The sequence below is a fragment of the Stenotrophomonas acidaminiphila genome (assembly GCF_001431595.1).
In the GTDB taxonomy this organism is placed as follows: domain Bacteria; phylum Pseudomonadota; class Gammaproteobacteria; order Xanthomonadales; family Xanthomonadaceae; genus Stenotrophomonas; species Stenotrophomonas acidaminiphila.
On the sequence record NZ_LDJO01000019.1, the window covers coordinates 19,426 to 46,023 of the forward strand.

The 26,598-nt window shown below is 69.8% G+C and carries 26 protein-coding genes; 14 read left to right on the forward strand and 12 right to left on the reverse strand.

The features are described from left to right. The first annotated feature begins 60 nt into the window (after window positions 1-60). The gene (locus ABB33_RS05585; RefSeq protein ID WP_056931437.1) at window positions 61-1,188 is read left to right on the forward strand and encodes a COG3904 family protein; all 1,128 of its coding nucleotides are present in this window, start codon (window positions 61-63) and stop codon (window positions 1,186-1,188) included. Between the two features lie 130 nt (window positions 1,189-1,318). Next, entirely contained in the window at window positions 1,319-2,500 is a 1,182-nt protein-coding gene (gene ubiM, locus ABB33_RS05590; RefSeq protein WP_056931438.1) for a 5-demethoxyubiquinol-8 5-hydroxylase UbiM, read from the forward strand. A gap of 16 nt (window positions 2,501-2,516) precedes the next feature. On the opposite strand, the gene ABB33_RS05595 is transcribed toward ubiM, so the two are convergent. Further along, window positions 2,517-2,729, reverse strand: a complete 213-nt coding sequence (locus ABB33_RS05595) for an RNA-binding S4 domain-containing protein (RefSeq protein ID WP_054666903.1) — start codon at window positions 2,727-2,729, stop codon at window positions 2,517-2,519. Window positions 2,730-3,078: 349 nt separating this feature from the next. On the opposite strand from ABB33_RS05595, the gene ABB33_RS05600 reads away from it, so the two are divergent. The 4 genes from ABB33_RS05600 to ABB33_RS05615 all read left to right on the forward strand — a co-directional run bounded on the left by ABB33_RS05600 (window position 3,079) and on the right by ABB33_RS05615 (window position 8,724). Further along, a complete protein-coding gene (locus tag ABB33_RS05600; protein ID WP_056931439.1) occupies window positions 3,079-5,001 on the forward strand; it encodes a DEAD/DEAH box helicase in 1,923 nt (640 codons plus the stop codon). 194 nt (window positions 5,002-5,195) lie between these two features. Next, window positions 5,196-6,839, forward strand: a complete 1,644-nt coding sequence (locus ABB33_RS05605) for a GGDEF domain-containing protein (protein WP_082595005.1) — start codon at window positions 5,196-5,198, stop codon at window positions 6,837-6,839. A 7-nt stretch (window positions 6,840-6,846) separates the two neighbouring features. After that, on the forward strand, window positions 6,847-7,569 hold the full coding sequence (locus ABB33_RS05610) for a pseudouridine synthase (RefSeq protein ID WP_056931440.1): 723 nt from the start codon (window positions 6,847-6,849) through the stop codon (window positions 7,567-7,569). 90 nt (window positions 7,570-7,659) lie between these two features. Then, window positions 7,660-8,724 carry a GGDEF domain-containing protein gene (locus tag ABB33_RS05615; RefSeq protein WP_056931441.1) on the forward strand — a complete coding sequence of 355 codons (1,065 nt, stop codon included), beginning with the start codon at window positions 7,660-7,662 and terminating at the stop codon, window positions 8,722-8,724. Window positions 8,725-8,730: 6 nt separating this feature from the next. Here the strand turns inward: ABB33_RS05615 and ABB33_RS05620 are convergent, their stop codons facing one another. The 3 genes from ABB33_RS05620 to ABB33_RS05630 all read right to left on the reverse strand — a co-directional run bounded on the left by ABB33_RS05620 (window position 8,731) and on the right by ABB33_RS05630 (window position 11,028). Then, entirely contained in the window at window positions 8,731-9,654 is a 924-nt protein-coding gene (locus ABB33_RS05620) for a DMT family transporter (RefSeq protein WP_056931442.1), read from the reverse strand. A 46-nt stretch (window positions 9,655-9,700) separates the two neighbouring features. Then, the gene (locus ABB33_RS05625) at window positions 9,701-10,534 is read right to left on the reverse strand and encodes a DUF72 domain-containing protein (RefSeq protein ID WP_056931443.1); all 834 of its coding nucleotides are present in this window, start codon (window positions 10,532-10,534) and stop codon (window positions 9,701-9,703) included. A 62-nt stretch (window positions 10,535-10,596) separates the two neighbouring features. Next, window positions 10,597-11,028 (reverse strand): VOC family protein, encoded by a 432-nt coding sequence (locus tag ABB33_RS05630; RefSeq protein ID WP_054666893.1) that lies wholly within the window; start codon window positions 11,026-11,028, stop codon window positions 10,597-10,599. A 133-nt stretch (window positions 11,029-11,161) separates the two neighbouring features. Between ABB33_RS05630 and ABB33_RS05635 the strand changes: the two genes are divergently transcribed. Continuing rightward, window positions 11,162-12,706: a serine hydrolase gene (locus tag ABB33_RS05635; protein WP_056931506.1), complete on the forward strand. Its 1,545-nt coding sequence runs from the start codon at window positions 11,162-11,164 to the stop codon at window positions 12,704-12,706. A 246-nt stretch (window positions 12,707-12,952) separates the two neighbouring features. Here ABB33_RS05635 and ABB33_RS05640 read toward each other — a convergent pair whose 3' ends face one another. Next, the gene (locus tag ABB33_RS05640; protein ID WP_056931444.1) at window positions 12,953-13,387 is read right to left on the reverse strand and encodes a hypothetical protein; all 435 of its coding nucleotides are present in this window, start codon (window positions 13,385-13,387) and stop codon (window positions 12,953-12,955) included. Window positions 13,388-13,780: 393 nt separating this feature from the next. Here ABB33_RS05640 and ABB33_RS05645 point away from each other — a divergent pair, with 393 nt between their 5' ends. Beyond that, on the forward strand, window positions 13,781-15,613 hold the full coding sequence (locus ABB33_RS05645; protein WP_056931445.1) for an ABC transporter ATP-binding protein: 1,833 nt from the start codon (window positions 13,781-13,783) through the stop codon (window positions 15,611-15,613). Between the two features lie 138 nt (window positions 15,614-15,751). On the opposite strand, the gene ABB33_RS05650 is transcribed toward ABB33_RS05645, so the two are convergent. Next, window positions 15,752-16,105: a hypothetical protein gene (locus tag ABB33_RS05650; protein WP_056931446.1), complete on the reverse strand. Its 354-nt coding sequence runs from the start codon at window positions 16,103-16,105 to the stop codon at window positions 15,752-15,754. A gap of 182 nt (window positions 16,106-16,287) precedes the next feature. Between ABB33_RS05650 and ABB33_RS05655 the strand changes: the two genes are divergently transcribed. The 4 genes from ABB33_RS05655 (at window position 16,288) to ABB33_RS05670 (ending at window position 20,849) form a co-directional block, all read left to right on the forward strand. Next, window positions 16,288-17,511, forward strand: a complete 1,224-nt coding sequence (locus tag ABB33_RS05655; protein ID WP_056931447.1) for a hypothetical protein — start codon at window positions 16,288-16,290, stop codon at window positions 17,509-17,511. A gap of 59 nt (window positions 17,512-17,570) precedes the next feature. Then, on the forward strand, window positions 17,571-18,248 hold the full coding sequence (locus ABB33_RS05660) for a hypothetical protein (RefSeq protein WP_152984978.1): 678 nt from the start codon (window positions 17,571-17,573) through the stop codon (window positions 18,246-18,248). Window positions 18,249-18,388: 140 nt separating this feature from the next. After that, on the forward strand, window positions 18,389-19,042 hold the full coding sequence (locus ABB33_RS05665; RefSeq protein ID WP_056931449.1) for a LuxR C-terminal-related transcriptional regulator: 654 nt from the start codon (window positions 18,389-18,391) through the stop codon (window positions 19,040-19,042). Beyond that, window positions 19,035-20,849: an ATP-binding response regulator gene (locus ABB33_RS05670; protein ID WP_056931450.1), complete on the forward strand. Its 1,815-nt coding sequence runs from the start codon at window positions 19,035-19,037 to the stop codon at window positions 20,847-20,849. Before ABB33_RS05665 ends, ABB33_RS05670 begins: the two co-directional genes overlap by 8 nt. A 94-nt stretch (window positions 20,850-20,943) precedes the next feature. Here the strand turns inward: ABB33_RS05670 and ABB33_RS05675 are convergent, their stop codons facing one another. The 6 genes from ABB33_RS05675 to ABB33_RS05700 all read right to left on the reverse strand — a co-directional run bounded on the left by ABB33_RS05675 (window position 20,944) and on the right by ABB33_RS05700 (window position 25,306). Continuing rightward, window positions 20,944-21,519, reverse strand: a complete 576-nt coding sequence (locus ABB33_RS05675) for a TMEM175 family protein (protein WP_054666878.1) — start codon at window positions 21,517-21,519, stop codon at window positions 20,944-20,946. 65 nt (window positions 21,520-21,584) lie between these two features. Beyond that, the gene (locus ABB33_RS05680; RefSeq protein ID WP_056931451.1) at window positions 21,585-22,052 is read right to left on the reverse strand and encodes a hypothetical protein; all 468 of its coding nucleotides are present in this window, start codon (window positions 22,050-22,052) and stop codon (window positions 21,585-21,587) included. Window positions 22,053-22,098: 46 nt separating this feature from the next. Continuing rightward, the gene (locus ABB33_RS05685; protein ID WP_056931452.1) at window positions 22,099-22,350 is read right to left on the reverse strand and encodes a DUF6868 family protein; all 252 of its coding nucleotides are present in this window, start codon (window positions 22,348-22,350) and stop codon (window positions 22,099-22,101) included. An 18-nt stretch (window positions 22,351-22,368) separates the two neighbouring features. Further along, window positions 22,369-22,707 (reverse strand): tRNA-binding protein, encoded by a 339-nt coding sequence (locus ABB33_RS05690; RefSeq protein WP_054666873.1) that lies wholly within the window; start codon window positions 22,705-22,707, stop codon window positions 22,369-22,371. 106 nt (window positions 22,708-22,813) lie between these two features. Further along, the gene (locus ABB33_RS05695) at window positions 22,814-23,305 is read right to left on the reverse strand and encodes a hypothetical protein (protein WP_054666869.1); all 492 of its coding nucleotides are present in this window, start codon (window positions 23,303-23,305) and stop codon (window positions 22,814-22,816) included. 198 nt (window positions 23,306-23,503) lie between these two features. Next, complete coding sequence (locus ABB33_RS05700; RefSeq protein WP_056931453.1) at window positions 23,504-25,306, reverse strand: DUF885 domain-containing protein; 1,803 nt, start codon at window positions 25,304-25,306, stop codon at window positions 23,504-23,506. Window positions 25,307-25,413: 107 nt separating this feature from the next. Here ABB33_RS05700 and ABB33_RS05705 point away from each other — a divergent pair, with 107 nt between their 5' ends. Both ABB33_RS05705 and ABB33_RS05710 read left to right on the forward strand, forming a co-directional pair. Next, window positions 25,414-25,770 carry a GFA family protein gene (locus ABB33_RS05705; RefSeq protein ID WP_054666865.1) on the forward strand — a complete coding sequence of 119 codons (357 nt, stop codon included), beginning with the start codon at window positions 25,414-25,416 and terminating at the stop codon, window positions 25,768-25,770. A gap of 35 nt (window positions 25,771-25,805) precedes the next feature. Continuing rightward, window positions 25,806-26,570 (forward strand): DUF4349 domain-containing protein, encoded by a 765-nt coding sequence (locus ABB33_RS05710; RefSeq protein ID WP_182212799.1) that lies wholly within the window; start codon window positions 25,806-25,808, stop codon window positions 26,568-26,570. Window positions 26,571-26,598: the final 28 nt, after the last annotated feature.

A 26,598-nucleotide genomic window follows, 5' to 3' on the forward strand; every position in this document is an offset into this window, starting at 1 on the left:
GCGGACTAGACTGTTGTCCCCCCGGCGCGCCGCGCCCTTGCACGGATCCGATCGTTGTCCATGTTGCGCAGATTCTGGTGGTCGCCGTTGCTGTGTGCCGGGCTGCTCGCCTGCAGCCCCGCCGACAAGGGCAGGCCGGTGGCGGCCGCCGATCCGGCCGCGGCGCTGGCTGCCGATGGTGACCACATGGTGTCGATCAACGCGGCCGATGCGCCGCCGCCGCCGCCGCCGGTGAAGCCGGCGCGCGACAAGGCCTGGCCCGAGGTGACGCTGGAGAACGGCAAGGCCTGGGTCAGCTGCGACACCGACTATGCCGGTGAGGCCGGCGATGGCGCCGCGCTTGAGGCGCTGGACCGCAAGACCCTGGATGCCGCGCTGGAGCCGTGCCGCGAGCGCGGCCTGGTCCGGGTGCGTTATGCCGGCAAGATCAACCCGTCCTTCGCCGCGATGGTCTCGCGCCTGGCGGTGGTGGCCGATGCGAAGAAGATCGGCAAGCGCGTGCTCGACTTGGACTCCAGCGGCGGCCAGGTGGAAGCGGCGATCGTTGCCGGCGACAGCATCGGCGAGTCCGGCTGGACGATCTGGGTGCGCGAAGGCTCCATCTGCCACAGTGCCTGCGTGTTCGTGCTGGCTGCCGGCGACAACCGGCTGATCTCCGGCAAGGTCGGCATCCACCGGATGATGCGCATCAGCTCCACCGCCACCTCGCGCGCCGAGCTGAACAAGGAACTGCACGAGGTCTACGACAACGTGAAGGACTACCTGCAGCGCAACGGCGTGGCGGTGGGCGTGGCCGACCTGATGATGACCGTGCCCAACCGCAGCCTGCGCCTGCTGACCAGCGAGGAGCTCAAGCAGTACGGCCTGGACGGCACCAATGCGGTGCAGGACGACCTGGAGCGGATCAAGCAGATGCGCAAGTGCGGCGACGACTTCGTGCGCCGCAAGGATGCGTTCCTGATCGCCTTCGACCGCCAGTGCAAGCTCGAGGGCGCCGAACTGGACGCGGTGACCACCTGCGGGCAGGCGCTGAAGGAGCATTTCGGGTTTCCCGACGAGACCTGCCCCGACGAGAGCCCGCTGTCGGAGATCGACACCGCGCTGCTGGAGATGCCGGCCGACACGGTGCCGCTGCCGGTGGTGACGCCGGCCACGGCCGGGGTGGAGCCGCGCCGCGGCGACCTGTGAGCGCCGCGGCCCGGTGCCGGCCGCCAGCCGCACCGGGGCGGCACGATCCACGGCGTACATGATCCGGATCAAGGCCGCTGCCGGCCACCGGCCCTAGGCTGTGCCGGACACGGAATGCGGAGGCGGAAGAATGGGTGCTGTCGATGTGCTGGTGGTGGGCGCGGGCCCGGCCGGACTGTGCCTGGCGCGCGGACTGGCCGATACCGGGCTGTCGGTGACCCTGGTGGAACTGCAGCCGGCCGCGGCGCTGGCCGAGCCGGCGTTCGATGGCCGCGAGATCGCGCTGACCCATGCGTCGCGGCAGATCATGCGCACGCTGGGACTGTGGGATCGGATCGATCCGGCGCAGGTCTCGCCGCTGCGCAGCGCCAAGGTCATGAACGGCGCCTCCCCGTTCGCGCTCGGCTTCGCCGCCGACAACGAGGACGCTGATCCGCTGGGCTGGCTGGTCCCCAACCACCTGATCCGCCGCGCCGCCTGGGAGGCCGTGCAGGGGCAGGCCGGGCTGGAGCTGGTGGACGGTGCCAGGGTGACCGCGATCGAGACCGGCGAGGCCGCCAACACCGTGGTGCTGGACGATGGCCGCCGCCTTTCGGCGCGGCTGGTCGTCGCCGCCGACAGCCGCTTCTCGGCGACCCGGCGGATGATGGGCATCGGCGCGCAGATGCGCGATTTCGGCAAGTCGATGCTGGTATGCCGGCTTGCCCACGAGCAGCCGCACCAGCACACCGCGTGGGAGTGGTTCGGCTACGGCCGCACCCTGGCCATGCTGCCGCTGCCGGGCGACCAGTGCTCGGCGGTGATCACGCTGCCGCCGCAGGGCATCCAGGAACTGATGGCGATGGACGATGCCGCCTTCGGCGAGGCCGTCACCGGTTTCTTCGAGCAGCGCCTGGGGCGGATGCGGCCGGTCGGCACGCGCCATGCCTATCCGCTGGTGGGCGTGTACGCGCACCGCTTCGCCGGGCACCGCTATGCGCTGGCCGGCGATGCCGCCGTGGGCATGCACCCGGTGACCGCGCACGGGTTCAATTTCGGGCTGCAGAGCCAGCAGCGGCTGGTGAAGGAAGTCGCCACCGCGGCCGCGCGCGGCGGCGACATCGGCGCATCGGCGGTGCTGGCCCGCTACGAGCGCGCGCACCGGCTGGCGACGCGGCCGCTGTACGAGGCGACCAATGCCATTGCCGCGCTGTACAACGACAGCCGCCTGCCGGCGCGGCTGCTGCGCGGCGCCGCGCTGCGTGCAGCGCACGGGGTGGCGCCCTTCAGGAAGATGATCGCCGCGCACCTGACCCAGCGCGCCGCGGGCTGAGCGCCCGCGGCCGGCGTCAGCGCACCCGGATCAGCACGTCGCCCAGCTCCACCTGCTGGCCCGCGCGGATCTTGCAGGCCTTGCGCAGCTCGACCGCGCCGTCGACGCTGACCTGGCCTTCGCCGATGATCATCTTGGCTTCGCCGCCACTGGCCACCAGGTCGGTCAGCTTGAGCAGCTGCTTGAGTTCCACGTACTCGCGGTCCAGTTCGAAATCGATGGTCTGCATGGGGAGGCCGGCAGGAAAAGAGGGCGATTATCGCCCGCCGCAGCCGCGAACCGCTGCAATCGACGCCGTCCCGCGATACGCCGCCGTCCGGGGCGGGTCCTCCAGGGCGGTAGCGCCCACCCGGCCCCGGCTGCGCGGTCAGTGGATGGCCCGGATGCCGGCCCGCTGCGGGCGCCGGGGGCGAGGGCGGGCAGGCTGGCGCGGGGTGCGGACGGAGGCCCTCCGGACGCCGCCGTGGGGAGCAGCTGAACGGATGCCATCGGGGGATTTCGACAGCGGCCGGCGCAAGGCGCACAATACGCCCCATTTTCCTGCCCGCTGCGTTCGCCGCGGTGCCCCCGGAGTTCCCATGTCCCAAGAATCCCCCGCGCCGCTGCTGTTCGCAGACCTCGGCCTGTCCGACGCTGTGATGAAGGCCGTGGCCGCCGTCGGCTACGAGACGCCGTCGCCGATCCAGGCCGCCACCATCCCGGCGATGCTGCAAGGCCGCGACGTGCTCGGCCAGGCGCAGACCGGCACCGGCAAGACCGGCGCCTTCGCGTTGCCGGTGCTGTCCAACATCGACATTTCCGCCACCAGGCCGCAGGTGCTGGTGCTGGCCCCGACCCGCGAACTGGCCATCCAGGTCGCCGAGGCCTTCCAGACCTATTCGGCGTCGATGCCCGGCTTCCGCGTGCTGCCGGTGTACGGCGGCCAGCCCTATGGCCAGCAGCTGTCGGCGCTGCGCCGCGGCGTGCACGTCGTGGTCGGCACCCCCGGCCGCGTCATCGACCACCTGGACCGCGGCACGCTGGACCTGTCCGAGCTGAAGACGCTGGTGCTGGACGAGGCCGATGAAATGCTGCGCATGGGCTTCATCGACGACGTCGAGGCCGTGCTCAAGAAGCTGCCGGAAACCCGCCAGGTCGCACTGTTCTCGGCGACCATGCCGTCGCAGATCCGCCGCATCGCGCAGACCTACCTGCGCGACCCGGTGGAAGTGACCATCGCCTCCAAGACCACCACCTCGGCCAACATCCGCCAGCGCTACTGGTGGGTGAGCGGCATGCACAAGCTCGATGCGCTGACCCGGATCCTGGAAGTGGAACCGTTCGACGCGATGATCGTCTTCGCGCGTACCAAGGCCGGCACCGAGGAACTGGCCGAGAAGCTGCAGGCGCGCGGCCTGGCCGCCGCGGCCATCAACGGCGACATGCAGCAGGCCCAGCGCGAGCGCACCATCGGCCAGCTGAAGGAAGGCAAGCTGGACATCCTGGTCGCCACCGACGTGGCCGCGCGCGGCCTGGACGTGGAGCGCATCAGCCACGTGCTGAACTACGACATCCCGTACGACACCGAAAGCTACGTGCACCGCATCGGCCGCACCGGCCGCGCCGGGCGCAGCGGCGAGGCGATCCTGTTCGTCACCCCGCGCGAGAAGGGCATGCTGCGCCAGATAGAGCGCGCCACCCGCCAGCCGATCGAGGAAATGCAGCTGCCGACGGTGGACGCGGTCAACGACCACCGCGTGGCCAAGTTCATGGAGCGCATCAGCCAGACCCTGGCCGATGGCGACACCGATTTCTACCGCGACCTGGTGCAGCGCTACGAGAACGAGCACAACGTGCCGGCGGTGGAGATCGCCGCCGCGCTCGCACGCCTGCTGCAGGGCGATTCCCCGTTCCTGCTGGCCCCGCCGGTGCGCGAACGCCGCGAGCCGCCGGCCGCGCGCAACGAGCGTCCGGCGCGCGATGGCGGTTTCCCGCGCCACCGCGAGGACCGTGGCGAGCGCCCGGCGCGGTTCGAGCCGCGCTTCGAGCGTGCCCCGCAGGCGGATGACGGCGAGCGCCCGGCGCGTGCCGAAGGCACCTTCGAACCGCGCCAGCGCCGCGAGATGCCGCCGCGCGGCGCACCGGAGTTCGGCATGGAGACCTACCGCATCGAGGTCGGCCACATGCACGGCGTGAAGCCGGCCAACATCGTCGGCGCCATCGCCAACGAGGCCGGGCTGGAGAGCCGCTACATCGGCCGCATCGATATCCACGACGACCACTCGGTGCTCGACCTGCCGGCGGAAATGCCGGCCGATACCCTGCAGCACCTGCAGAAGGTGTGGGTGTCGGGCCAGCAACTGCGCATGCGCAGGGTTGAGCCGGGCGAAGCGCAGGACGCCGCGCCGGCGTCCAAGCCACGCTTCGGCAAGGGTCCCCGGCCTGCCGGGCGTCCCGGCGGTCCGCGGGCACCGGGCGGGCGCCCGGGTGGCTTCAAGCCACGCGGTCCGCGCGGTGCCTGAGTCCCGGCGGATGCGGCCCGGCGCCATGGCGACGGCCGCGTCCGCTCCGTTGCGGGCGGCGCTGCCGGCTGCACCGCTGTCGTGACAGGGGCCGAGTACCCGCATGCGATAATTGCGGACGCATCTGGATGTGCGCAGGGGAAGGGATGGTGATCGGCGGGCGTGGGGCGAAGGCACGGCGGTTGGCGGGGCAGATGCTGCTGCCGCTGCTGCTGTTGCTGTTGCCGCTGGCCACCCTCGCCCAGACCCCGAAACCCGACCGGGACTACCTGCTGATCGGCGCACCGACCGCCGAACAGGCGCCGATCCGCGCCTGTCCGCCCGAGGTGCTGGAACGGCTGGGTGACGGCATCCTGATCCCCGCGCCCGCCGGCGGCTGGTCCGGCGCGCCCCAGGCCGTGGACGTGTTCAACGTGTTTGCCGGCGAGGTGATGATCTCCCACGGCGACCGCCAGATCTGCGGCAACATGCAGGACGCACGCACCCGCGACTCGCGCTTCCGCGCCGGCATCGGCATGGTGATGGTGCCCAAGCCCGGTGACATGGAGCCGATCCGTGTGGCCTGGGAAAAGCCGCTCAAGGCGCGCTTCATTCCCACGCTGCAACTGGGCGCGCCCAGCCCCGTGCAGCAGGTCGACACCATGCGCCTGCTGGTACGCACCGCCTGCATCGCCATCGCCATCGCCCTGGCGCTGTCAGCGCTGATGGGCTTCCTCACCACCCGCGACCGCGATTTCCTGGTGTACACGCTGGCCACCGCCCTGCTGGTGGTGTGGCAGGCGGTGCTCAGCGGGCTGAGCGGCTATCCCGAACCCTGGCTGCCGGTGGGCAGCCTGGCCTCGTGGTGGATGGTGTCGGCTTCGGCACTGGGCATCGGGGTGATGGGCTGGGTGTCGTGGCGGCTGTGCGGCGGCCTGCAGACCTGGCCGCGGTCGCGCCCCTGGGTGCGGCGCCTGGCGCAGTTGCTGATGGTGCTGGCGCTGGTCACGCCGCTGTTGCCATGGGCCGGGCTGGCCTGGGTGGCCGCCACCCTGGACCATGCCTTCACCCTGGTCTGCGTGCTGGCACTGGTGGCCGGCATCGCGTCGCTGCGCCGTGGCGACTACCAGGCGGTGGACGGCATCGCCGCGGTGGCGCCGCTGCTGCTGATGGCGCTGGCCGATATCGCCGGCAGCCGCGAACTGGTGCGGTTCCGGGTCGAGGCCGTGCAGCTGTCGGTGACCTGGTTCCTGATGATGTATGCCTATGGCCTCAACCGCCGCCTCGGCAACCTGCGCCAGCAGCGCGACGAGATGCGCCAGCTGGCCGATACCGATGCGCTGACCGGGCTGCCCAACCGCCGCGCCGGCCTGCGCCAGCTCGAGCGACACGTGCTGCGCGCGCGCAAGGACGGCCTGCCGCTGTCGATCGGCTTCCTCGACATCGACCTGTTCAAGCAGATCAACGACCGCTTCGGCCACGAGGTCGGCGATGCGGTGCTGGTGTCGGTGGCCAATGCCCTGCTCGCCGCGGTGCGCGACCGCGACGACGTGATCCGCATGGGCGGCGAGGAATTCCTGGTGCTGCTGCCGGGCACCCGTGCCGAGGTGGCGCTGCCGCGGCTGGAGCAGTTGCGCGAGAAGATCGCGCGGCAGGCGGCCGAACTGCGCCACGACGGCCTGGTGGTCACGGTCAGCATCGGCCTGGCGGAGATGCTCGCGCAGGGCGACGACCTGACCGCGTTGCTGCGCCGTGCCGACAATGCCATGTACCAGGCCAAGCGCGGTGGCCGCGACCGCGTGGTCACCGCCGGCGACGATGCCGCTGCGCTGTCCGCCACCCCGGGCGATGGCGGATAATGGGTCGATGACGACCCGACTCAACAAGCACATCGCCGAATCCGGCTTCTGTTCCCGCCGCGAGGCCGATCGCCTGATCGGCGCCCGCCGCGTGACCGTCAACGGCATCGTGGCCGGTACCGGCGCGGTGGTCGGCGAGGGCGACGAGGTGCGCGTCGATGGACAGCCGCTGCGTGCGCGCGCCGTGCAGAAGAGCACCGGTCGCAGGCACGTCTACATTGCGCTGAACAAACCGGTGGGCATCACCTGCACCACCGAGAGCGCGGTCAAGGGCAACATCGTCGACTTCGTCGGCCATGAGCAGCGCATCTTCCCGATCGGCCGCCTGGACAAGGATTCGGAAGGCCTGATCCTGATGACCAGCAACGGCGACATCGTCAACCAGATCCTGCGCGCCGAGAACGGCCACCAGAAGGAATACCTGGTGGCGGTGAACAAGCCGGTCACCGAGGAATTCCTGCGCGGCATGGCGCGCGGCGTGCGCATCCACGACCAGATGACGCTGCCGTGCCGGACCACGCGCATCGCCAAGTTCGGTTTCCGCATCGTGCTGCAGCAGGGCCTGAACCGGCAGATCCGGCTGATGGCCGCCGCCTTCGGCTACCGCGTCACCCAACTGCGCCGGGTGCGCATCGACAACATCAAGCTGGGCGCGCTGAAGCCCGGGCAGTGGCGCAATCTCACCGAGCAGGAGCTGGGCGGCCTGCTGCCGCAGCAACGGGAATGGTGAAGTGTGACCGGCTCGCCGCGTTGACCGCGGCGGGGTGAGGCTAAACTCACCGCTGTTTCCGTCACGCCCAGGGACTGGTCTGGTTTCCGGATGATCAAGCCGCCCCTTCCTGCCAACGAGGCCGAGCGCCTGGCCGCGTTGCAGCGCTATCGCATCCTCGATACCCCGCGCGAGCAGGAGTTCGAGGACCTGGTGACCATCGCCCGCGCCATCTGCGGTACCTCGATGGGCGCGGTGACCCTGGTCGATGGCCAGCGCCAGTGGTTCAAGTCACTGCAGGGACTTGAAGGCGAACAGACCCCGCGCGACGAGGCGTTCTGCGCCCACGCCATCCTGCAGCCGACACGCCTGACCGTGGTCGAGGATGCGCTCCTGGACGAGCGCTTCCGCGGCAACCCCTCGGTCACCGCCGATCCTTTCATCCGTTTCTATGCCGGTGCGCCGTTGCTGAGCAGCGACGGTTACGCGCTGGGCACGCTGTGCGTGTTCGATTCGCGTCCCGGCCAGCTCGCCGGTCCCCAGGCCGAGGCGTTGCAGGCGCTGTCGCGGCAGGTGGCGCGGTTGCTGGAGATGCGCGGCCTGCGCCGCCGCATCGACCACCACCAGAGCGAGCACGAGTGGTACGAGGCACGCCTGGCCGAGTACTACGTGCAGCTGGAGCAGCAGAACCTGGAGTTGTCCGAGCAGACCCGCACCGATCCGCTGACCGGGCTGCCGAACCGGCGTGCGCTGGCGCTGGCGCTGGCCGAGGCGATCGAGCGCGGTACCGGGATGCCCCCGGCCGTGGCCATCGTCGACATCGACCATTTCAAGCAGGTCAACGACATCCACGGCCACAACGAGGGCGACAGGGTGCTGGTCGAGCTGGCCGGGGTACTGCGGGCGCAGTTCGCCGGATGCGGCATGGCCGCGCGCTATGGCGGCGAGGAATTCGTGATCCTGATGCCGCGCACGCCGCTGGCGCAGGCCGAACTGCAGTGCCAGTACCTGCGCCAGGCGGTCGCGCACTTGCCGCTGGGGCTGCCGCTCACGGTCAGCATCGGGCTGGCGTCACAGCAGCCCGGCGAGTCGGCGCAGGACATGCTGCGGCGCGCCGACGCGGCGCTCTACCAGGCCAAGGCACAGGGCCGCGACCGGGTGGTGGTGGCGGAGTAAGCGCGGCTATTCCGGCTGTGCGCTGGCCGAGGGTGCTGGGCGCGCGCGGTTCAGCAGCGGGTGCAGGAATACCGCGCCGATGATGATGGCCACGCCCAGGTAGAACAGCGGCGTGAGCTCGTGCTGTTCGCCCAGGAACAGCATCGCCAGCACGATGGCATACACCGGCTCCAGGTTGGTCACCAGTTGCACCGTATAGGCGCTGAGGTGGCGCAGCGCCACCAGCGCCAGCGCGAACGGCAGCAGCGTGCACAGCCCCGACAGCACCAGCAGCAGCACCGTGTCGTGCAGGTCGGGAAGCACCCACGGGCTGCTGGCCAGGGCCGGCAGCAGCAGCGGCAGGGCCGGCGCCAGCAGGGTCAGGGTCAGGGTGCCCGCACCCAGCTCCAGCGCGGTGACGGTCAACGGGTCGGCATGGCTGACCAGGCGCTTGTTGAACGAGCCGAACACCGCCACCAGCAGCGCCGACAGCGCGCCCACCGCAACGCCCAGGCGCATGCCGTGCGGTACGCCGCCCACCACCAGCGCCACACCTGGCAGCACCGCCAGGCCGAAGGCCAGTTCGCGCGGCTGGAACGGCCGCCGTGCGATCCACGGCTCGACGATGGCGGTGAACACCGGCGCCAGCGCGATGCAGGTGGCGGCCACCGAAGCGTTGGCCAGCTTCACCGCGCCGTAGAAGGTGAGCCAGTGCAGCGCCACCAGTGCGCCGACGCCGCAGTAGCCGAGCGCCAGCCGCGGGGTCAGTGCGGACAGTCCGCGCCACACCCGCGGCAGCAGCGCCAGCATCGCCACCACCAGCAGCATCCGCCACCACACCAGGGGCAGCGCGGGCAGGGTGATGAGCTTGCCGAGGATGGCGGTCACGCCCCACAGCAACACGCAGAAATGGATCTGCAGCAGGGCCTTGCGGGTATCGGGATTGGACATCGGCGGATTGTCGCCGATGTCCCTCGCCGGCGCCGCAATCGATGCTTCAGTTTCCGCCCAGCAGGCGCAGCAGTTCGCGCGCCGCCGCCGGGTTGCGGTGCTTGGCCGCGCCGATGAAGTAGACGAACACCTCGCGCGGGGCCGCCGCGGCCGCGACCGGGCTGGCGTGCGGCAGGTCCGGGTGGTCGCGGCCGTGCCGCCAGTCGCCGACGCGGCGCGCCCACTGCGCCAGTGCCTGCGGCGGATAGCCGGCGGCGCAGTCGTCGCGGCTGCGCATCAGCCGCGCGTAGACGAAGTCGGCGCACAGGTCGGCGGCATTGGGGTAGTCGGCCGAATCGGTGAAGACCAGCGCCATGCCGCGCTGCCGTGCCAGCGCCACCAGTGCGGCGTCGAGGAACGCCGGGTCGCGGATCTCCAGCGCGTGGCGTTGCGTACGACCGTCCAGCGTGGCCGGCAGCAGGTCGAGGAAGGCGGTGAAGTCGTCGCGGTCCAGCGTGCGCCCGGCCTCGAACTGCCAGACCAGCGGCCCCAGGCGGTCGCCCAGCGCGGCGATGCCGGCGACGAAGTCCTCGATCTGCGCGCCGGTACCGGCCAGGCGCCGGGCGCCGGTGATGCGTTGCGGCGCCTTGGCCGAGAACAGGAAACCGTCCGGGGTGGCGTCGCGCCAGCCGGCGTAGGTCGCCGGCTTCTGCGTGCCGTAGTAGGTGCTGTTGATCTCGATGGCGCTCAGCTGGCGGCTGGCGTACTCCAGCTCGCGCCGCTGCACCAGTCCGGCTGGATAGAACATGCCGCCGCGCCACGGCGCGTAGATCCATCCACCGATGCCGACGTGCACGCCCGGCGCGGTGGGGGCGGGGGCGGCGGCGAACAGGTCATCCATGGGCATGCGGGTCCGGGGGCGTCATCGCGCCGATTCTATCGGCACGCGCCGCCGACGCCGGCCTATGCCGTGGCCGCGGCCCAGGGGTCGTAGCTGCCGAACCACCACAGGTGGCCTTCCGGGTCGCGGCAGGCGTAGCCGCGGCCGCCGTAATCCTGGTCGGCGATGTCGATGACGATCTCCGCGCCGGCCGCGGTCGCGCGCGCGTAATGGGCATCGGCGTCGCTCACGATCACGCATGCGCTCTGGGTCTCCATGCCGCCGACCTCGTCGGGCTGGATCATGTGGCTGCCCCAGGCGCCGGGCTGCACCGAACCCAGCATCACCATGCCGTTGCCGAACACCAGCTGCGCATGGTGGACGGTGCTGCCGTCCTGGTAGACGGCATGGCGCTGGAAGCCGAAGGCGCGGCACAGCCAGTCGATTGCCGCCGGTGCGTCGCGGTAGCGCAGGCAGGGCACGATGGTGGCGGTGGTCGTGGCGGCAAGCTCCATGGCGTGGCTCCGGTGGCGTGGAAGGCGAGGGTGGCGGTGGCCGCGTTACCATCGCGAGAAGGCCGGCATGCCGGCATCGATCCCGAGGGAGAACGCATTGAACAAGTGGCTGGGCAGCGGGCTGGTGCTCGCGATGGGCGTGGCGGCACAGGTGGCGGACGCACAGGAGGCGGCGATGCCGGTGGAACTGCAGCAACTCGATGCCACGGTGGAGCGGGTGCGGCAGCAGTTCGACGTGCCGGGCGTGGCGGTGGCGGTGGTCAAGGACGGCAAGGTGGTGCTGGAGCGCGGCTGGGGCCTGCGCGAGATCGGCAGGCCCGAGCCGGTGCAGGCCGATACGCTGTTCGCGATCGCCTCCAACACCAAGGCGTTCACCGCGACCTCGCTGAACCTGCTGGCCGAGGAAGGCCGGCTGAAGATGAGCGACCGGGTGGTCGACCACCTGCCCGGTTTCCGCATGTCCGACCCCTACGTCACCGGCGAGATGCGCATCCGCGACCTGCTCTCGCACCGCAGCGGGCTGAGCCTGGGGGCCGGCGACCTGCTGTTCTGGCCGACCACCACCTACAGCAACGCCGAAGTGGTGGCGCGGCTGGCGCACGTGCCGCTGAAGAACGGCTTCCGCGACCGCTACGCCTACGACAACATCCTCTACGCGGTCGCCCAGCAGGTGATCGAGAAGGTATCCGGCCTGTCCTATGCCGACTTCCTGCAGCAGCGCATCTTCGACAAGGTGGGCATGGCCGGCACCCGCTACAACGCCGACCACCTCAAGCCCGGCGACAAGGCCGCCATCGGCCATGCCAAGTTCGACTTCAAGGACCTGCGTCCGGTGGCGCCGCTGACCTGGTCCAACAACGCCGGCGCCGGCGGCCTCTATTCCAGCGTGCACGACCTGGCGCTGTGGATGAACGTGCAGCTGGCCGGTGGCCGCCTGGCCGATGGTTCGCCGCTGTTCTCCGAGAAGACCCAGCAGCAGATGTGGCAGATGCAGATCCCGCAGGTGGTGGCCGCGCCGTCGGTGCCGGAACTGGCCCCGGCCCGGCCCAACTTCGCCGGTTATGGCGAAGGCTGGAGCCTGAGCGACTACCGCGGCCAGAAGCTGGTATGGCACACCGGCGGCTGGCCGGGGCAGGTGTCGCGGCTGACCCTGGTGCCCGACCAGAAGCTGGGCGTGGTGGTGCTGACCAACCAGGAATCGGGCGCGGCGTTCAACGCCATCACCATGAGCGTGCTCGACGCGATGCTGGGCGCGCCGGCGCATGACTGGGTGGCCGCCTACGCCGCCAGCGTGGCCAAGGCGCAGGACAACGCCGACGAGGGCTGGCAGAAGCACGTGGCCGCGCGCGATGCCAGGAGCCGGCCTTCGCTGCCGCTGTCCGGCTACGCCGGTACCTACCGCGATGCGTGGTACGGCGATGTGTACCTGGAGCACCAGGGCGGTGCGCTGCGGCTGCGCTTCGGTGCCACCGCCGACCTGGTCGGCCGCCTCGAGCACTGGCAGCACGACACCTTCATCGTGCGCTGGGACAACCGCTCGCTCAACGCCGACGCCTTCGTCAATTTCAATCTCGATCCCGACGGCAGGGTGCGCGAAGTGCGCATGCAGGCGGTGTCGTCGCTGACCGACTTCAGCTTCGACTTCCAGGACCTGCTGCTGGTGCCGACGACGCCGTGATGGTCCGTGCCGGGGCGGGGCCTGCACCGTGGCATGCCGATGCGGGGCAGGGGGGCGGGCCTGCCGCTCCCGCGTCCGGTCGTGTGTGCCCACGCCCCGGGTGGGGCCGTGTTCGTGTGGCCTGCCCGTGATGGAGGCCATGCTCCGTGGCCGGCGCCAGGACGGTCTTGGACCGGCCCGGCGTCAGCCTGATGGCAGGCCTGGTTGCCCGGCTTCCGTCGGCGGTCGCGTTCTTCCTGCGCGCGCCTAACCGCCGCGGGTGCTGCGATAGACCGCCACGACCTGCGACGTCGTGGGATTGGACATGCCCATGCCATTGATGAAGACCGCGGGCGCGCCCTGCTGGAACACCTCGACGGTGCGGTCCACGGCAGTGCGCTGTTCCTGGCTGGGGTTTTCGATGTTGAAGGAAAAGGAACTGCCGCGCTTCACCGGGATGCCGATGTCGGTCAGCTCACGGATGAGGGCTTCGGCCCGCTGCGCCTGCTCGGACGGGCAGTTGGGCGGTGCCAGCACCAGCACCGTGTCACGCGGTGTGCCTGTCGGCATTTCCACCGCGACGAAGCCGTCGTTGCCTGCCGTTGCCGTTGCCGGCGCGGCGCCGCCAGGGGAGCGGTGGCTCCACCAGTTGTAGCCGCCCGCCAGCCCGGCCGCGATGAGAAGCAGTGTCCACCAGCGCATTGCCGTCTCCTTTCCATGAGTGTCGATTCAACTGCCGTGTCCGCGGGCGCCGCTGCGGCGTCGCGCATCCGCGCCGATTATCGATTCATTGCGGTCCCGGCTTCCACCCGGCAGGGTGGAAAGGGCCATGCCATCGCCATCTGGATGCGCGCTGGATGCCAAAGTGCCGTCCGCCAGCCATGCATTGCCGCAGGACAGCGGTTCCCCGCGGTGCTGCATGCGGAACCGGTGGACAGGCCGGTTGCCCCTGCGTCCCGGCCCATTGGTGCCTGGTTGCCGCCCGCGCGGGCCAGGCATCGTCAAGGCCTGGCGGGGCACCGGCGCCCGGCCAGCCCCCTGCGCCGTGGGGATACGCGACAATGACAGGCCCCGTCCGTCCGCTGGCCCGTCTCCATGTTCCGTTGGTTCGAATCCCGCCTCGATCCGTTCCCGCCCGATCCGCCGGCGCAGCCGCCGCGCGGGCTCTATGCCTTCTGCCGCCACTACACCCGCGGCGCGGAAAAGTGGCTGGTGCTGATGGCGCTGACCACGGCCGGCATCGCCGTGGCCGAGCTGGCGCTGTATGCCTACGTCGGCGCGCTGGTGGACCGCCTCGGTGCCAGCACCCCAGACACCTTCCTCGATGCCGAAGGCCGGCGCCTGCTGTGGATGGGGCTGCTGGTGGTGGTGGCGCTGCCGCTGATGGTGCTGCTCAACTCATTGGTGCAGCACCAGACCCTGCTCGGCAACTTCCCCATGCGCATCCGCTGGAGCGTGCATCGTTACCTGCTGCGGCAGTCGATGGGCTACTTCCAGGATGAATTCGCCGGGCGCATCGCCACCAAGCTGATGCAGACCTCGCTGGCGGTGCGCGAGACGGTGGTCAAGCTGTTCGATATCGGCAACTACGTGCTGGTGTTCTTCATCGGCACGCTGGCGGTGGCCGGCGCCGCCGACTGGCGGATGATGCTGCCGTTCGTGGGCTGGATGGTCGGCTATGCGCTGCTGATGTGGCATTTCGTGCCGCGCATGGAGCGTATCTCGCGCGAGCAGGCCGATGCGCGCTCGGAGATGACCGGGCGCATCGTGGACAGTTACACCAACATCGCCACGGTCAAGCTGTTCTCGCATTCACGGCGCGAGCAGGCCTATGCGCGCGAGGCGATGGCCGGCTTCCTGGACAAGGTGCACCCACAGATGCGGCTGGCCACGCGCATCTACACGCTGCTGTACGCGCTGAACATGCTGTTGCTGTTCTCGGTGGTGGCGCTGGGCCTGTGGCTGTGGCACGGCGGCTCGGTGAGCGCCGGTTCGGTGGCGGTGGCGGTGGCGCTGGTGCTGCGCATGCTGGGCATGTCGCAGTGGATCATGTGGGAGTTGTCGGCGCTGTTCGAGAACATCGGCACCGTGCACGACGGAATCAATTCGATCTCGCTGCCGCCGACGGTGGACGACGCGCCCGGTGCGCCGGCGCTGGCGCATGTGCTGGGCGATATCCGCTTCGAAGGCGTGTCGTTCCATTACGGCAAGAACCACGGGGTGATCGAGGGCCTGGACCTGCACGTGCGCGCCGGCGAGAAGATCGGGCTGGTCGGACGCTCCGGTGCGGGCAAGTCCACGCTGGTCAACCTGCTGCTGCGCTTCCATGACGTCGAGCGCGGCCGCATCCTCGTCGATGGGGTCGATATCGCCACGGTGCAGCAGGACTCACTGCGCGCGCAGGTGGGCGTGGTCACCCAGGACACCTCGCTGCTGCACCGCTCGATCCGTGACAACCTGCTCTACGGCCGTCCCGATGCCAGCGAGGCGCAGCTGCGCGCAGCCGTCGCCAAGGCGCGTGCCGACGACTTCATCGCCGAACTGCGCGACAGCGAGGGCCGCAGCGGCTACGACGCCCATGTCGGCGAACGCGGGGTGAAGCTCTCCGGCGGCCAGCGCCAGCGCATCGCCATCGCCCGGGTGCTGCTCAAGGACGCGCCGATCCTGGTGCTGGACGAGGCGACTTCGGCGCTGGATTCGGAAGTGGAAGCCGCGATCCAGGAGAGCCTGGACGAACTGATGGGCGGCAAGACGGTGATCGCCATCGCCCACCGCCTGTCCACCATCGCGCGCATGGACCGGCTGGTGGTGATGGACCAGGGGCGCATCGTCGAGACCGGCACCCATGCCGGACTGCTCGCCGCCAACGGCCTGTATGCGCGGTTGTGGGCGCGCCAGACCGGGGGCTTCGTCGCCGCGGAAGAGTGAGCCCGCGCCCGGTGCCTGAGGGGCGCGCCGGCTGGGGAGCCATGGGGCAGGATGCCGGCGGCGTGCCGCCGGTTGCCTTTTGCGGCGAACATTGCCGCAATGCGGGCTGCGATAGATGCGGCTACACCGCGCGCTGCCTCAGCACTTGCCTGCCGCCTTCAGCAGCGCATTGCACGCGCCGTCAGTGGCAGGCTTGCCGCTCATGCCGCCCTTGCCGAGTTCGGAACAGATCGAATCGGACACCGCGCGCCCCGTGATCGATACTCCGCCAGTGACATAGCACGAGTATTGTTTGCCGCTGTCGGTCCTGACCTTGTAGCTTGCCTTGACCCCGTCGTTGCTGCGATCGGTGATGGTGAACGCCCCTTCGGGCAGGCCCAGCGCATGGGCGGTGCTCTGCTCGATGGCGTCATCACTGACCGAGAACGAGGCGCAGGCCGAAGTTATTGCAGCCAACGCGGCCAGCGCGGCCCATGCAGCAGTGTTCCTCATGGTGGAGCTCCTTTCTTCAGGCGTTCTGATCGGGAGTCGGAATGTTCCAAAGCCATTGCGCGCGATCAACCCTACTGCGGTAGGGTTCCGCCAAGGGCGGGGCGGCTACGCATAATTGCCCGCGCCTGGCGATTGCCGACGGCCATGCGCGCTCCCGTCACTGGCCGGTCCCGGATCTGCGAATGAACGCCACGCGCTGGTTGTGGATGCCGCTGGTTGCTGCGCTGCTGTTGCCGCCGGAGGCGCGGGCCTTTGCCGTGGTGCTGCAGTACGCGGGCGCCGTCGATGACCGCATCGCCTACTTCGCCGATGTCCGGGTCATCGCCAATCGCACACCACCGGCCGGGGTCGGGGGCGCGACCGAGGTCCGCGAGATCGACGTGACGGCGGTGTACGAGAGTGCCGACAAGCCCGAGTTCGTGCACATGAAACTGCAGTTCCAGTGTCCCGGCGCCTTCCCGATGGACAGGGCAGGCGGGCGCGCGAGGGAAAACACGCCGCGGGTGCGCGCCGGCGATGCGGTCACCTTCCGCATCGGGCCCGGCAGCTACCAGCTCAGGCGCACGGACCTGAAAACCGAGCCGGTCGCCGCCACCGGCTGGAACACGTCCGCCGCCCCTGCGCTCTCCCGGGCGGGCGCGATTGCCTGCAATCACATCGCCTTCGACCACGCCCTGCATGCCGCCATCAAGGCCGGCGGCACGTTCGATGCCGGCGAGTTCGGCAAGCGCGTCGTCGCGCTGGGCCTGCCGGTGGACATGCCGTTGATCGCGGAGACGCTGCCGTCCGGATTCCTGGAATTTGCCTGGGAGAATTTCTGGTGGGAGAAGGTCCTCGCCGGCAAGCGCCCCGACCCGAGCGGCAAGTGGGCCACGCCGCTGTCCGAGGCCGATCGCCAGGCCGCGATGCAGAAACTGAAGCAGAAGCAGCGGGAACTGGAAGCGGGCACCGCGTCGATCCAGGCCGACCTGGGGCAGGGCATCGCGCAGCTGCAGGCACAGATGCGGGCCGACACGCAGGCTGTGGGCGCCGGCGGCAGAGGGCCCGATGGCCGCAAGCTGACGCCGCTGGAATCCAGCCTGATCGCCATCTGGAAAGGCCGGCCCGAGCAGGATGTCGTCGCGCTCATGGGCAACCCGCAGTTCGACGAGGCCGGCGACACCCGTTTCCTGCGCTACACCCATACCTGGGAGCGGGACGCGGTGACGGCCTACGGCAGCCAGGGCGTGGTGGGCGGCGATGCCGGCGGCTTTGCGATGTGTTTCGTGGAATTCCGGACCCGGCGCGATGCGCTGGGACAATGGCGCGTGGACGACATCCTGGTCCGGTCCGACTACGAAGGCGCCGGACTGGGGCGCACCCGCAGCATGTGCGAGGCGCTGGCGCGCCATGCGGCCGGTCCTTGAGCGCACTCGCCACGGCGGCGGATGCGGCAAAGCACGACAACGGACGGAGGAGGATGGCGATGATCAGGAACATGATGCTGGCAGCGGGACTGTCGCTGGCGGGCGTGCCGTGCGGGGCCGCATCCGGCGTGGACGGCGCATCGTTCGACGTACTGGGATCGATGATGGAAACCCGGCGGGCAGAGATCAACTCCGGGGACATCCTCGAATCGAACAAGGAAGAAGCGATCCGCTACCGGGAGAAAGTCATCGCTGGCTGGTGGGAGTTCATGCAGGCCCGCTCGGGTGCCCGCCCGGGCGAATACTGTGCGGCTTCGTTCCTCCGCGGCAAGCGGGTCAAGCGCGAACGGGTCGACGGCATCAGCGACGGAATGGTGGTGACCCTGTTCGGCCCGGGCGGGGGCTACGGCGGCGCGCTGCTGGGCTTTTCGCCGCTGGGCAGCGAGCACGCCTTTCCACGGCTCGGCAATGGCACGCCGGTGCGCGTGACCCTGAAGCAGGGTAATCTGCAGCCGGCTACCTTGAACGCCATCTACACCAAGGCAGGCGCAAAGGCACCGCCGATGCTGCTGTTCGCGATACCGAGCATCGAAGCGCTGCTGGCGGGGATGCGGGATGACTGGCATTTCGAGGTGATTTACCAGGGCACGTCGATTGCCGACATCGCATGGCACGATGGACTCAAGGCACGCGATGAACTGAAGCGGTGCCTGGCCGGCGAGGGCGGGCATGGGTAGTCGGTGTGGCCCGCTGGCACCACGGCGGGTGGCCCGGACCGCCGCTGTCGCGGCAAGGGGGACGGAAAGATGGCTGGCAAGCGCACGACCCGGGCAGCGCACGTGAATCCCGGCCTTCGCCCGGTCGCAGCGGCATCGCGATGACGTTACGGAACGAATGCTCGGCCGTGGTCGTGGACGACCATCCGCTGGTTGCGCGCGGCATTGCCGACTATCTGCGCACGCATTGCGGGTTCGCGCGCGCCGAGGCGATCTGCCACGCCGATGACCTGTGGACGCACCTGGTGCAGGTCGGGGTACCGACCCTGGCCCTGGTGGATTTCTGGCTGCCGGAAGGCACCGCACTGCCGATGCTGGCGCGGCTTCGCGCCGAGTATCCGGGCATGCGCCTGCTGGTGATCAGTGGTGACGGCGACCCGGCGATCCGCGACAAGGTGCACCGGCTGGCGGTCGATGGTTTCGTGCTCAAGCATGCCGAGCCCGCGGTGTTCGCCCGGGCGGTGAGCGCGGCGCTGCGCGGCGACGCATGGTTCGACGATGCTCCGCTTGCCACTCAGGCGAACGATGGGGCACGCAGCCTGCCGCTGAGCCCGGCCGAACTGGGCCTGACCCCACGCCAGGGAGAGGTGCTGGCGCTGATGCTCAAGGGCCTGCCGAACAAGCGCGTGGCGCAACAGCTGTCGCTCACCGAACAGACGGTCAAGGAGCATGTGAGCGGCATCCTGGAGCGACTGGGCGCGCGCAACCGCATCGAACTGATAACCCGGCTGAGCGGGAAGCGGATCGATGTCTGAGCAGGACCCGGCGCGGCCGACCGCCACCGACAGGGCGCCCGGGTATGCCGATATCAGCCCTGCGCGCCGGGTAGGCCTGCTGGAGGTGGCGTTCGCCCGGATCAATTACGGCTTCGGGGCGATGGTCGTCGTCAGCCTGCCCTTCATTGCCTGGTATGCGCGGCTCGGGCAGAACCCGTTCGGGCTGGTGCTGTGGTCGGCGTGGTATTTCGTTGGCTTCTGGATCGTCCGCTGGTTGTACCGGCGCTACCAGCGCGCCTGCGCACGGGACGCCGCCGATGTGGTGCTGCGCCGCTGGTCGCCGTTGATCCATGGGGTGGCGCTGGTTTACGGCGCCAGCATGGCCGTGCCGCCGTTGCTGACGGCCGCGCACGCCACGTTCGAATTCCAGCTGCTCTACCTGGTGACGATCGCGGCGATCGTGGCCAGCAACTCGGTGCACGCCTCGCCGGTGCTGTCGGTCTTCCGCTGCTTCTTCCTGTCCGGCTGGGGAAGCCTGACCCTGCTGGTGCCCTACAGCTTCCCGGGGCACGGGTATTACGTGATGCCATTGGCGCTGATCTACATCCTCACGATCCTCAGGCACTCGGCCATCTCCCTGCGCTTCTTCGTGCAGAACGTGGTGCTGCAGGAGGAGGCCGCGCGCCTGGCCGAGGATTTCCGCCAGGCCAAGGAGCAGGCCGAAAGGGCGCTGTACGACAAGCACCTGTTCCTGACCACGGCCAGCCACGACCTGCGCCAGCCGGTACATGCCATGGGCTTCCTGGTGGAGTCGATTTCACGCAGCAACCGCGACCGCGCGCTGGATACGGCCCTGGCCGACCTGCGCGAAAGCGTGCACTCGGCCACGCAGATGTTCGATGCGCTGCTCGACCTGTCGCGGATCGAAAGCGGCCGGGTGCAGGTCCGCAGCGAGGCCGTGGACCTGGCCGGGATGATCGCCCACGTCGCGGCGGTTTTCCGCGAGGAGGCGCGCGATCGCGGGTTGGCGCTGCGCGTGCACCTCCCCCCGGGGCAGGCGATCGCCATCGCCGACGCAACACTCCTGCGCCAGGCATTGAACAACCTGCTGCACAACGCGCTGCGCTACACGCGCCGGGGCGGCATCCTGCTGGCCGTCCGCCGCCGTGGCGGCAGTTGGCGCTGCGAAGTCTGGGACACCGGCATCGGCATCGCGATGCGCGATGGCAACGCCATCTTCTCGCCGTTCTTCCGCAATGCCCATGCCTGGGGCATCGACAGCGCCGGCCACGGGTTGGGGCTGGCGGTCGTCGCCCGGTGCTGCGCCATGATGGGCGCGAGGCACGGCTTCCGTTCCCGCGAAGGCAGGGGCTCGTGTTTCTGGATCCACCCCGAAGCGGGGGAGCCGGCGACGCTGCCGGCGAGCGTCCGGCTGGCCGATCCGGTCGCGCCAGGCGCGGTGGCGCATGGCATGGGCACCTGCCTGGTGGTTGACGACGACCCGTTGGTGCGCAGCGCCTGGCAGACCCTGATGCAGTCCTGGGGACTGCAGGCCACCTGCGTCGAATCGGGCGGACAGGCGCTGCACCTGATCGAATCCGGCTTCAGGCCGGATGTCGTGTTCTGCGACCAGCGCCTGCGTTCGGGAGAGAGCGGTTTCGAACTGTTGTGCGAACTGCTTGGCCGCTTGCCGGAAGCGAACGGCGCCATGATCAGCGGCGAGCTGGATTCGGCCGAGTTGGGTCACGCCCAGGAGCAGGGGTACCTGGTGCTGCGCAAGCCGGTGGAGACGGCGGAGCTGCAGGCGGTACTGGGCTGCTGGCTGCCGCCGCCGGCGCGTACCTGAGCAGGCGCCAGTTGCAGTCGCGCGGCGGGTGCCAGCGTCCAGGCCACCGCGGTGGATGCTGGTCGCGGCGGCACGGCATGCCGGGTTTACACGGCTAGTGCTCCAGCTCGTGCTCGATGCGCCGGTCCGGAATCAGCCACAGCAGCGCGACCAGCGCGTACAGCGCCTGGCCGAGCCGCGCATCGGCCAGGGTGGCGCCGATCCCGGCAAGGTAGAGCAGCGGCGAGAGCTTGCCCTTCCAGTCGCCGCCCAGCGCATGCCGCAGCACCGACGCGCTGCCATCGGCGGCGATGATGCGCCGCTGCAACAGCCAGTAGGCGATGGCCGAGGCCAGCAGGACCAGGCCATAGGCCACCGATGGCAGCGGCGCCAGGTGGTTGTTGCCCATCCAGCGGGTCGCGAAGGGCAGCAGCGACAACCAGAACAGCAGGTGCAGGTTGGCCCACAGCACGCTGCCGGTGACGCGCCTGCAGGCCTGCAGCAGGTGATGGTGGTTGTTCCAGTAGATGCCCACGTAGATGAAGCTGAGCACGTAGCTCAGCAACGACGGCGCCAGCGGCAGCAGCGCGTCGAGCGTGGCGCCCTCCGGCGCTTTCATCTCCAGCACCATGATGGTGATGATGATCGCCAGTACGCCGTCACTGAAGGCTTCAAGACGTCCCTTGCCCATGCGTTGTCCCCGTGGATTGCCGTGTTGGGTGGCTCTGCTGCGGATGAGGTGGCACCGGTGCCGGTTCAGCCGGCGGCCCGGCGCACCATGGTGGCCCCGGCATCGCTGAACCGGTGGATGGCGAAGGCCGTCGGCCACAGCCCGCCCTCGTCCAGCTGCGCCTGGTCGCTGACGCCGAAGGTGGCGTAGCGGGTCTTGAATTTGCCCGCACCCTGGAAGAAGCACAGCACTTTGCCGTCCTTCGCCCACGCCGGCATGCCGTACCAGGTGCGCGGCTGCGGGCCCGGTGCGGTGGCCATGACCAGCGCATCGATGCGGCGCGCCATGTCGCGTTCGGCCGCGGGCATCTCGTCGACCCGGGCCAGCAGCTCGGCCTTGCCGTCGGTGCTGCTGCGCTGGGCGCGGGCCTCGGCCTTGAGCTCCCTCACCCGTGCATTCATCGCCGCCTGTTCTTCGGCGGTGAAGCCGGCGGCGCGCCTGGCCGCGGCCGTTCTGCCGCGCGCGCTGGTCCTGTCGGTGGTGGTGCGGGTCATGGGCGTCCTCGGCAGGAAAGCGACGGAGGCCGGCGAAGGCGCCGGATCAGCCGCCGCGGCGCGCCAGCCAGAGCGCCGCCAGCGGGGCGAGATTGAACAGCAGGATGCCGATCTTGTACGCGGCCATGCCGCCGTAATGGATCGCATCGAAGCTGGCATCGGGCAGCGCGAACCAGCGGCCATGCAGCTGCCTCAGCGCGTCGCGCGCGGTCACGAAGGCAAGGAACCAGACCAGCAGGACGGCGTAGTTGAACGCCAGCGACCACAGCAGGAAACGGCACAGGAAATCGCTGTCCATGGAGTTCTCCGGAGGGCGTTACAGCAGGCGGGTACCGAGCGGGACGTCGTGCTCGGGCACGCACAGCGATACCTGGCCGTGGGCATTGTGGAAGCCGGTGACCAGGCATTCGGACATCAGTGGGCCGATCTGCTTGGGCGGGAAGTTCACCACCGCCACCACCTGCTTGCCGACCAGCGCCTCGGGCGCATACAGGTCGGTGATCTGGGCGCTGGACTTGCGGACGCCGATCTCCGGGCCGAAATCGACCTGCAGGATGTACGCCGGCCGGCGCGCCTTGGCGAACGGCTCGGCGGCCACGATGCGGCCCACGCGCAGTTCCACCTTGCTGAAGTCGTCCCAGTCGATCGTTTGCATGGCGTGCGCCGGCAGGATGAGTGCCGATCAATAGCGCCGGCGCGGGCGGGCGTCAACCGCGCCACCACCGGGGCGGTTCGCGTCCGGGGCAGGGCGGCGGGCGCGCTCAGCGGGTACGCCCGGCGCGCTTGAACAACGCCGTCCGCAGTACCGGCGTGCCGTCCTTGAAGTAGGACTCCGTCTCGGTCATGACGTTGCCGTCCGCACTGACCGAATACACCCGCGTCGAGCGCGGGATGCCTTCGTAGACGAACTGCATGACCAGCACGTTCGGCGCCGGCATCTTGGCGGCCAGCACGTCGACCCAGTACGTGCCCGACGCGCGGCCGGGGGTGCCGTCCAGCGACAGGGTGGATTCGGCGTGCATGATCTTGTCGTCCTGGCCGACGATCCGGACGCGTTCGTTCCAGCGGCCGTCGGGCGTGGCGGCGAACACCAGGTCCACGCGCTTCGGGCGCGCTTCCGGCGGCATCGGCAGGCTGTCCACGTCCAGGAGCCACTGGCCCACCAGCGGCGAGTCGGCCGGCGCCGCGGCGGATGCGGGCGCGGGTGCGGTGGCCAGGGCGGCGGACAACAGCGCGGCAAGCATCACGTTCATGCGATCTCCTGGAGACAGGGGGACTGGAGCCGATCATGCCCCGGCGCGGCACCGGCCTGCGTGAACGGGGGCGGTGCGCTACCGGGGCCTGCCGGCGATCACGTGCGGGCATGCGCGGGGCCGCGGCGGCGCTGGCGGGTGCCGCAACGACGAAGGCCCGGGAATCCCCGGGCCTTCGCGCATCCCCTCGCGGGGCGGTTACTCGATCGGCTGGTCCAGCATCAGCTGGCGCGCGAAGCGCACCGGCGGCGCGCCGTAGGACAGGATCTGGTCGTGGTAGGCCTTGAGCTTGAAGTCCGCGCCGAGCTTGTCCTGCACCGCCTTGCGGGTGTCGAAGTGCTCCTGCGCGCCGACGAAGTAGGTCGGCAGCTGCGCCGAGGTCAGCTGCGCGCGCACCCACTTGCCCGCGGCCTCGCTCTCCTGCTGGAAGGCGTCGTGGGTCATCAGCTGCATCGCCTGCTCGCGGCTCCAGTTGTCCACGTGCACGCCCTGGTCGAGGATGGCGTTGGCAATCGTGCGCAGGTAGAACTTGAGCTGCACCAGGTGGAACAGCGGGTCGCTGTCCAGGTAGCCCTGTTCCTGCATCATGCGTTCGGTGTAGACCGCCCAGCCCTCGGCGAACAGGCCCGAGCGCAGCACCGCGCGCAGGGTGGAGGGGAACTTGCCAGAGTGCCAGCCTTCCAGGTAATGGCCCGGGGTGCCCTCGTGGATCGACAGCAGGTGGATCATGCGGCTGTTGTATTCGCGCAGGAACGAATCGACCTGCTTGTCGTTCCAGTCCTCCGGAATCGGCGAGACCGCGTAGAAGGTCTTGAGGTTCTTGTCCAGCGGGCCGGGCGAGTCGCAGTAGGCCACCGCGACGCCGCGCTGGAATTCCGGCATCAGGATGATGTCCACCGGCGCGTCCGGCAGGGTCATCAGGTCATGCTTGCGCACGAACTCGGTGGACTGATCCAGCGCCGCCTTGGCATCGTCGACGACCTTGTCGCGGGCCGGCTTGTCGGCATAGGCCAGTTCCAGCGCGGCCTCGATCGCCTTCTGCTGCTGTTCGTCGGTCGGGTCGGCCGGCATTTCCGGCGCACCCGGCTTGTCCTTCAGCACCACCTGGGCGATGCCGTACATGTCCTTGCGTACGCGGGTCAGCTCGGCGCGGGCGCGCTCGCCGATCTCCGCGCGCGACAGCGAGGAATTGAGCGAGAACTTCAGCTTCTGGTCGTACTTCTCCGCACCGATGCGGAACTCACCCTTGGCGTTGGGTACCAGGGTCTTGTCCAGCCAGGTCTGCTGCTCTTCGACGGCGGTGGTCAGCGTGGCGATGGCGGCCTTCAGGCGTTCCTGGTCGGCGGCTTCGAGCTGGCCGATGTTGGGGACGATGAAGGTCTCGACCAGGCTGAGGATGCCGCGGTTCTGCTTGGCCACGGTTTCGGCGTGGATCTTCGGTACGCGGGCCGGGTCGAGGTTGGCGCGTGCGGCGGCGAAGATCTGCGGGATCTTCTCGATGCGCGCGGTGGCCGACTTCAGGCGCTCGGGCAGCGGCGCGAACTCGCGCGCCATCAGGCCGTAGATGGCGCTGCCGGCCAGGCCGGTATAGACCTGCGGGTCCCACTGCCACGACTGCAGGGTTTCGTTGCCCCAGATGTCGGACTGCAGCTGGTTGCGCAGGATCGCGGCATCCACCTGGTTCTCGCGGCCGAGTTTGCCGGTGTCGATCCTGTCCAGCTCGGCGAGCAGCGCCTTGCTGGCCTCCAGGCCCTTCTGCTGGCCGGCGGCGCTCAGGTCATCCAGCTCGGCGTCGTAACGGTGGTCGCCGATCTGGGTGGCGCTGACCGGGGACAGCTGCATCCAGGTATCGAGCGCCTTCTTGGACAGTTCGGCGAACTGCGCGTCGGCCTGGCTCTGGCCGGCCTGTTCGGTGGTGGCGGACGGGGAGGACGGGGCGTCGCTGTTCTGGCAACCGGCCAGGCTGGCGAGCAGGGCGGCGGCGAGCAGGTGCTTGCGCATCGGGATACCTGTTGCGGAGGGAATGACGCAGGATAGGCCAGCGCCGCGGCGGACGCCCATGCCATTGGCTTACCATGGCCGCCAGACAGGCCCGTGGAGATCGTGCGATGCATTACGAAGGCAGCTGCCACTGCGGACGCATCGCGTTCGCTTTCGAATCGGCCGAGCCGATCGCCAGCGCGGTGTCCTGCAACTGTTCGATCTGCCGGCGGCGCGGTTCGCTGCTGTGGTTCGGCCCGCGCAGCGGTTTCGAGCTCAGGACCGACCCGGCCCAGCTGGAGAGCTACCGCTTCAATTCCGGGCACATCGACCACCACCACTGCCGCGTCTGCGGCGTGGCCCCGTTCAGCGAGGCGGTGGACCCGCGCAGCGGCCAGCCGACCGTGGCGATCAACCTGCGCTGCGTGCCGCAGGTCGATCTGGACGCACTGGAAGTCAGGCATTACGACGGGGCCAGCCGGTGACGGCGGCGCGGCGCCGGCCGTGGTTGGCGGCCGGCATGCTGCTGGCGCTGGCGTTGGGCGCCGGCTGTGCCAGGCATGGCGCCGAGGCCGCGGGCGTGCCCGCCGAGGTGGCGCTGGCATCGCCGGAAGGCGCGTTCCTGGCCTATGAACACACGCTGCAGCTGCAGCTGCCCGGCGCACAGATCGGGCCACGGCTCAAGGCGCTGGCCGAGGCCTGCCAGAGCGCGAAGTTCGGCGACTGCGCGGTGCTGCAGCTGGCGCAGGGCGGTGGCGACACGGCTTCGGGCTTGATCGAGATGCGGATCGCGCCGCAGGGCGTGGAGCCGATCATCGCCCTGGCCAGCGAGAAGGGCGAAACGATACGCCGCGACACCCGTGCCGAGGACCTGGCACAGCAGGTGGCCGACACGCGCCTGGCCCAGGCGCGGCTCAAGGGCGAACACGCGCGCCTGGGCGAATACCAGCAGCGCAGGGACCTGGCGGTGGCCGACCTGCTGGCCATTTCCCGGCGCCTGGCCGAGATCGAGGCCGCGCTGGAGCAGGCCGGGCGCGATGCCGCCCAGCAGCACCGGCGCATCGACACGCAGAAGCTGACCATCCAGCTGGATTCGACCAGCAGCCAGCGCAACCGCAGCGAGATCGGCCGCGCGCTGGGCGAGTTCGGCAGCATCTTCACCACCAGCCTGGCCTACCTGATCCGGGTCGTTGCCGGCCTGCTGCCGCCGCTGCTGGTCGCCGCCGTGCTGCTGTGGGGCGGACTGAAGCTGTGGCGCCGACGCCGGCGCCAGCAGCAGGGGTGAGCCGGTCGCAGGGCGCACCGGAGTGCGC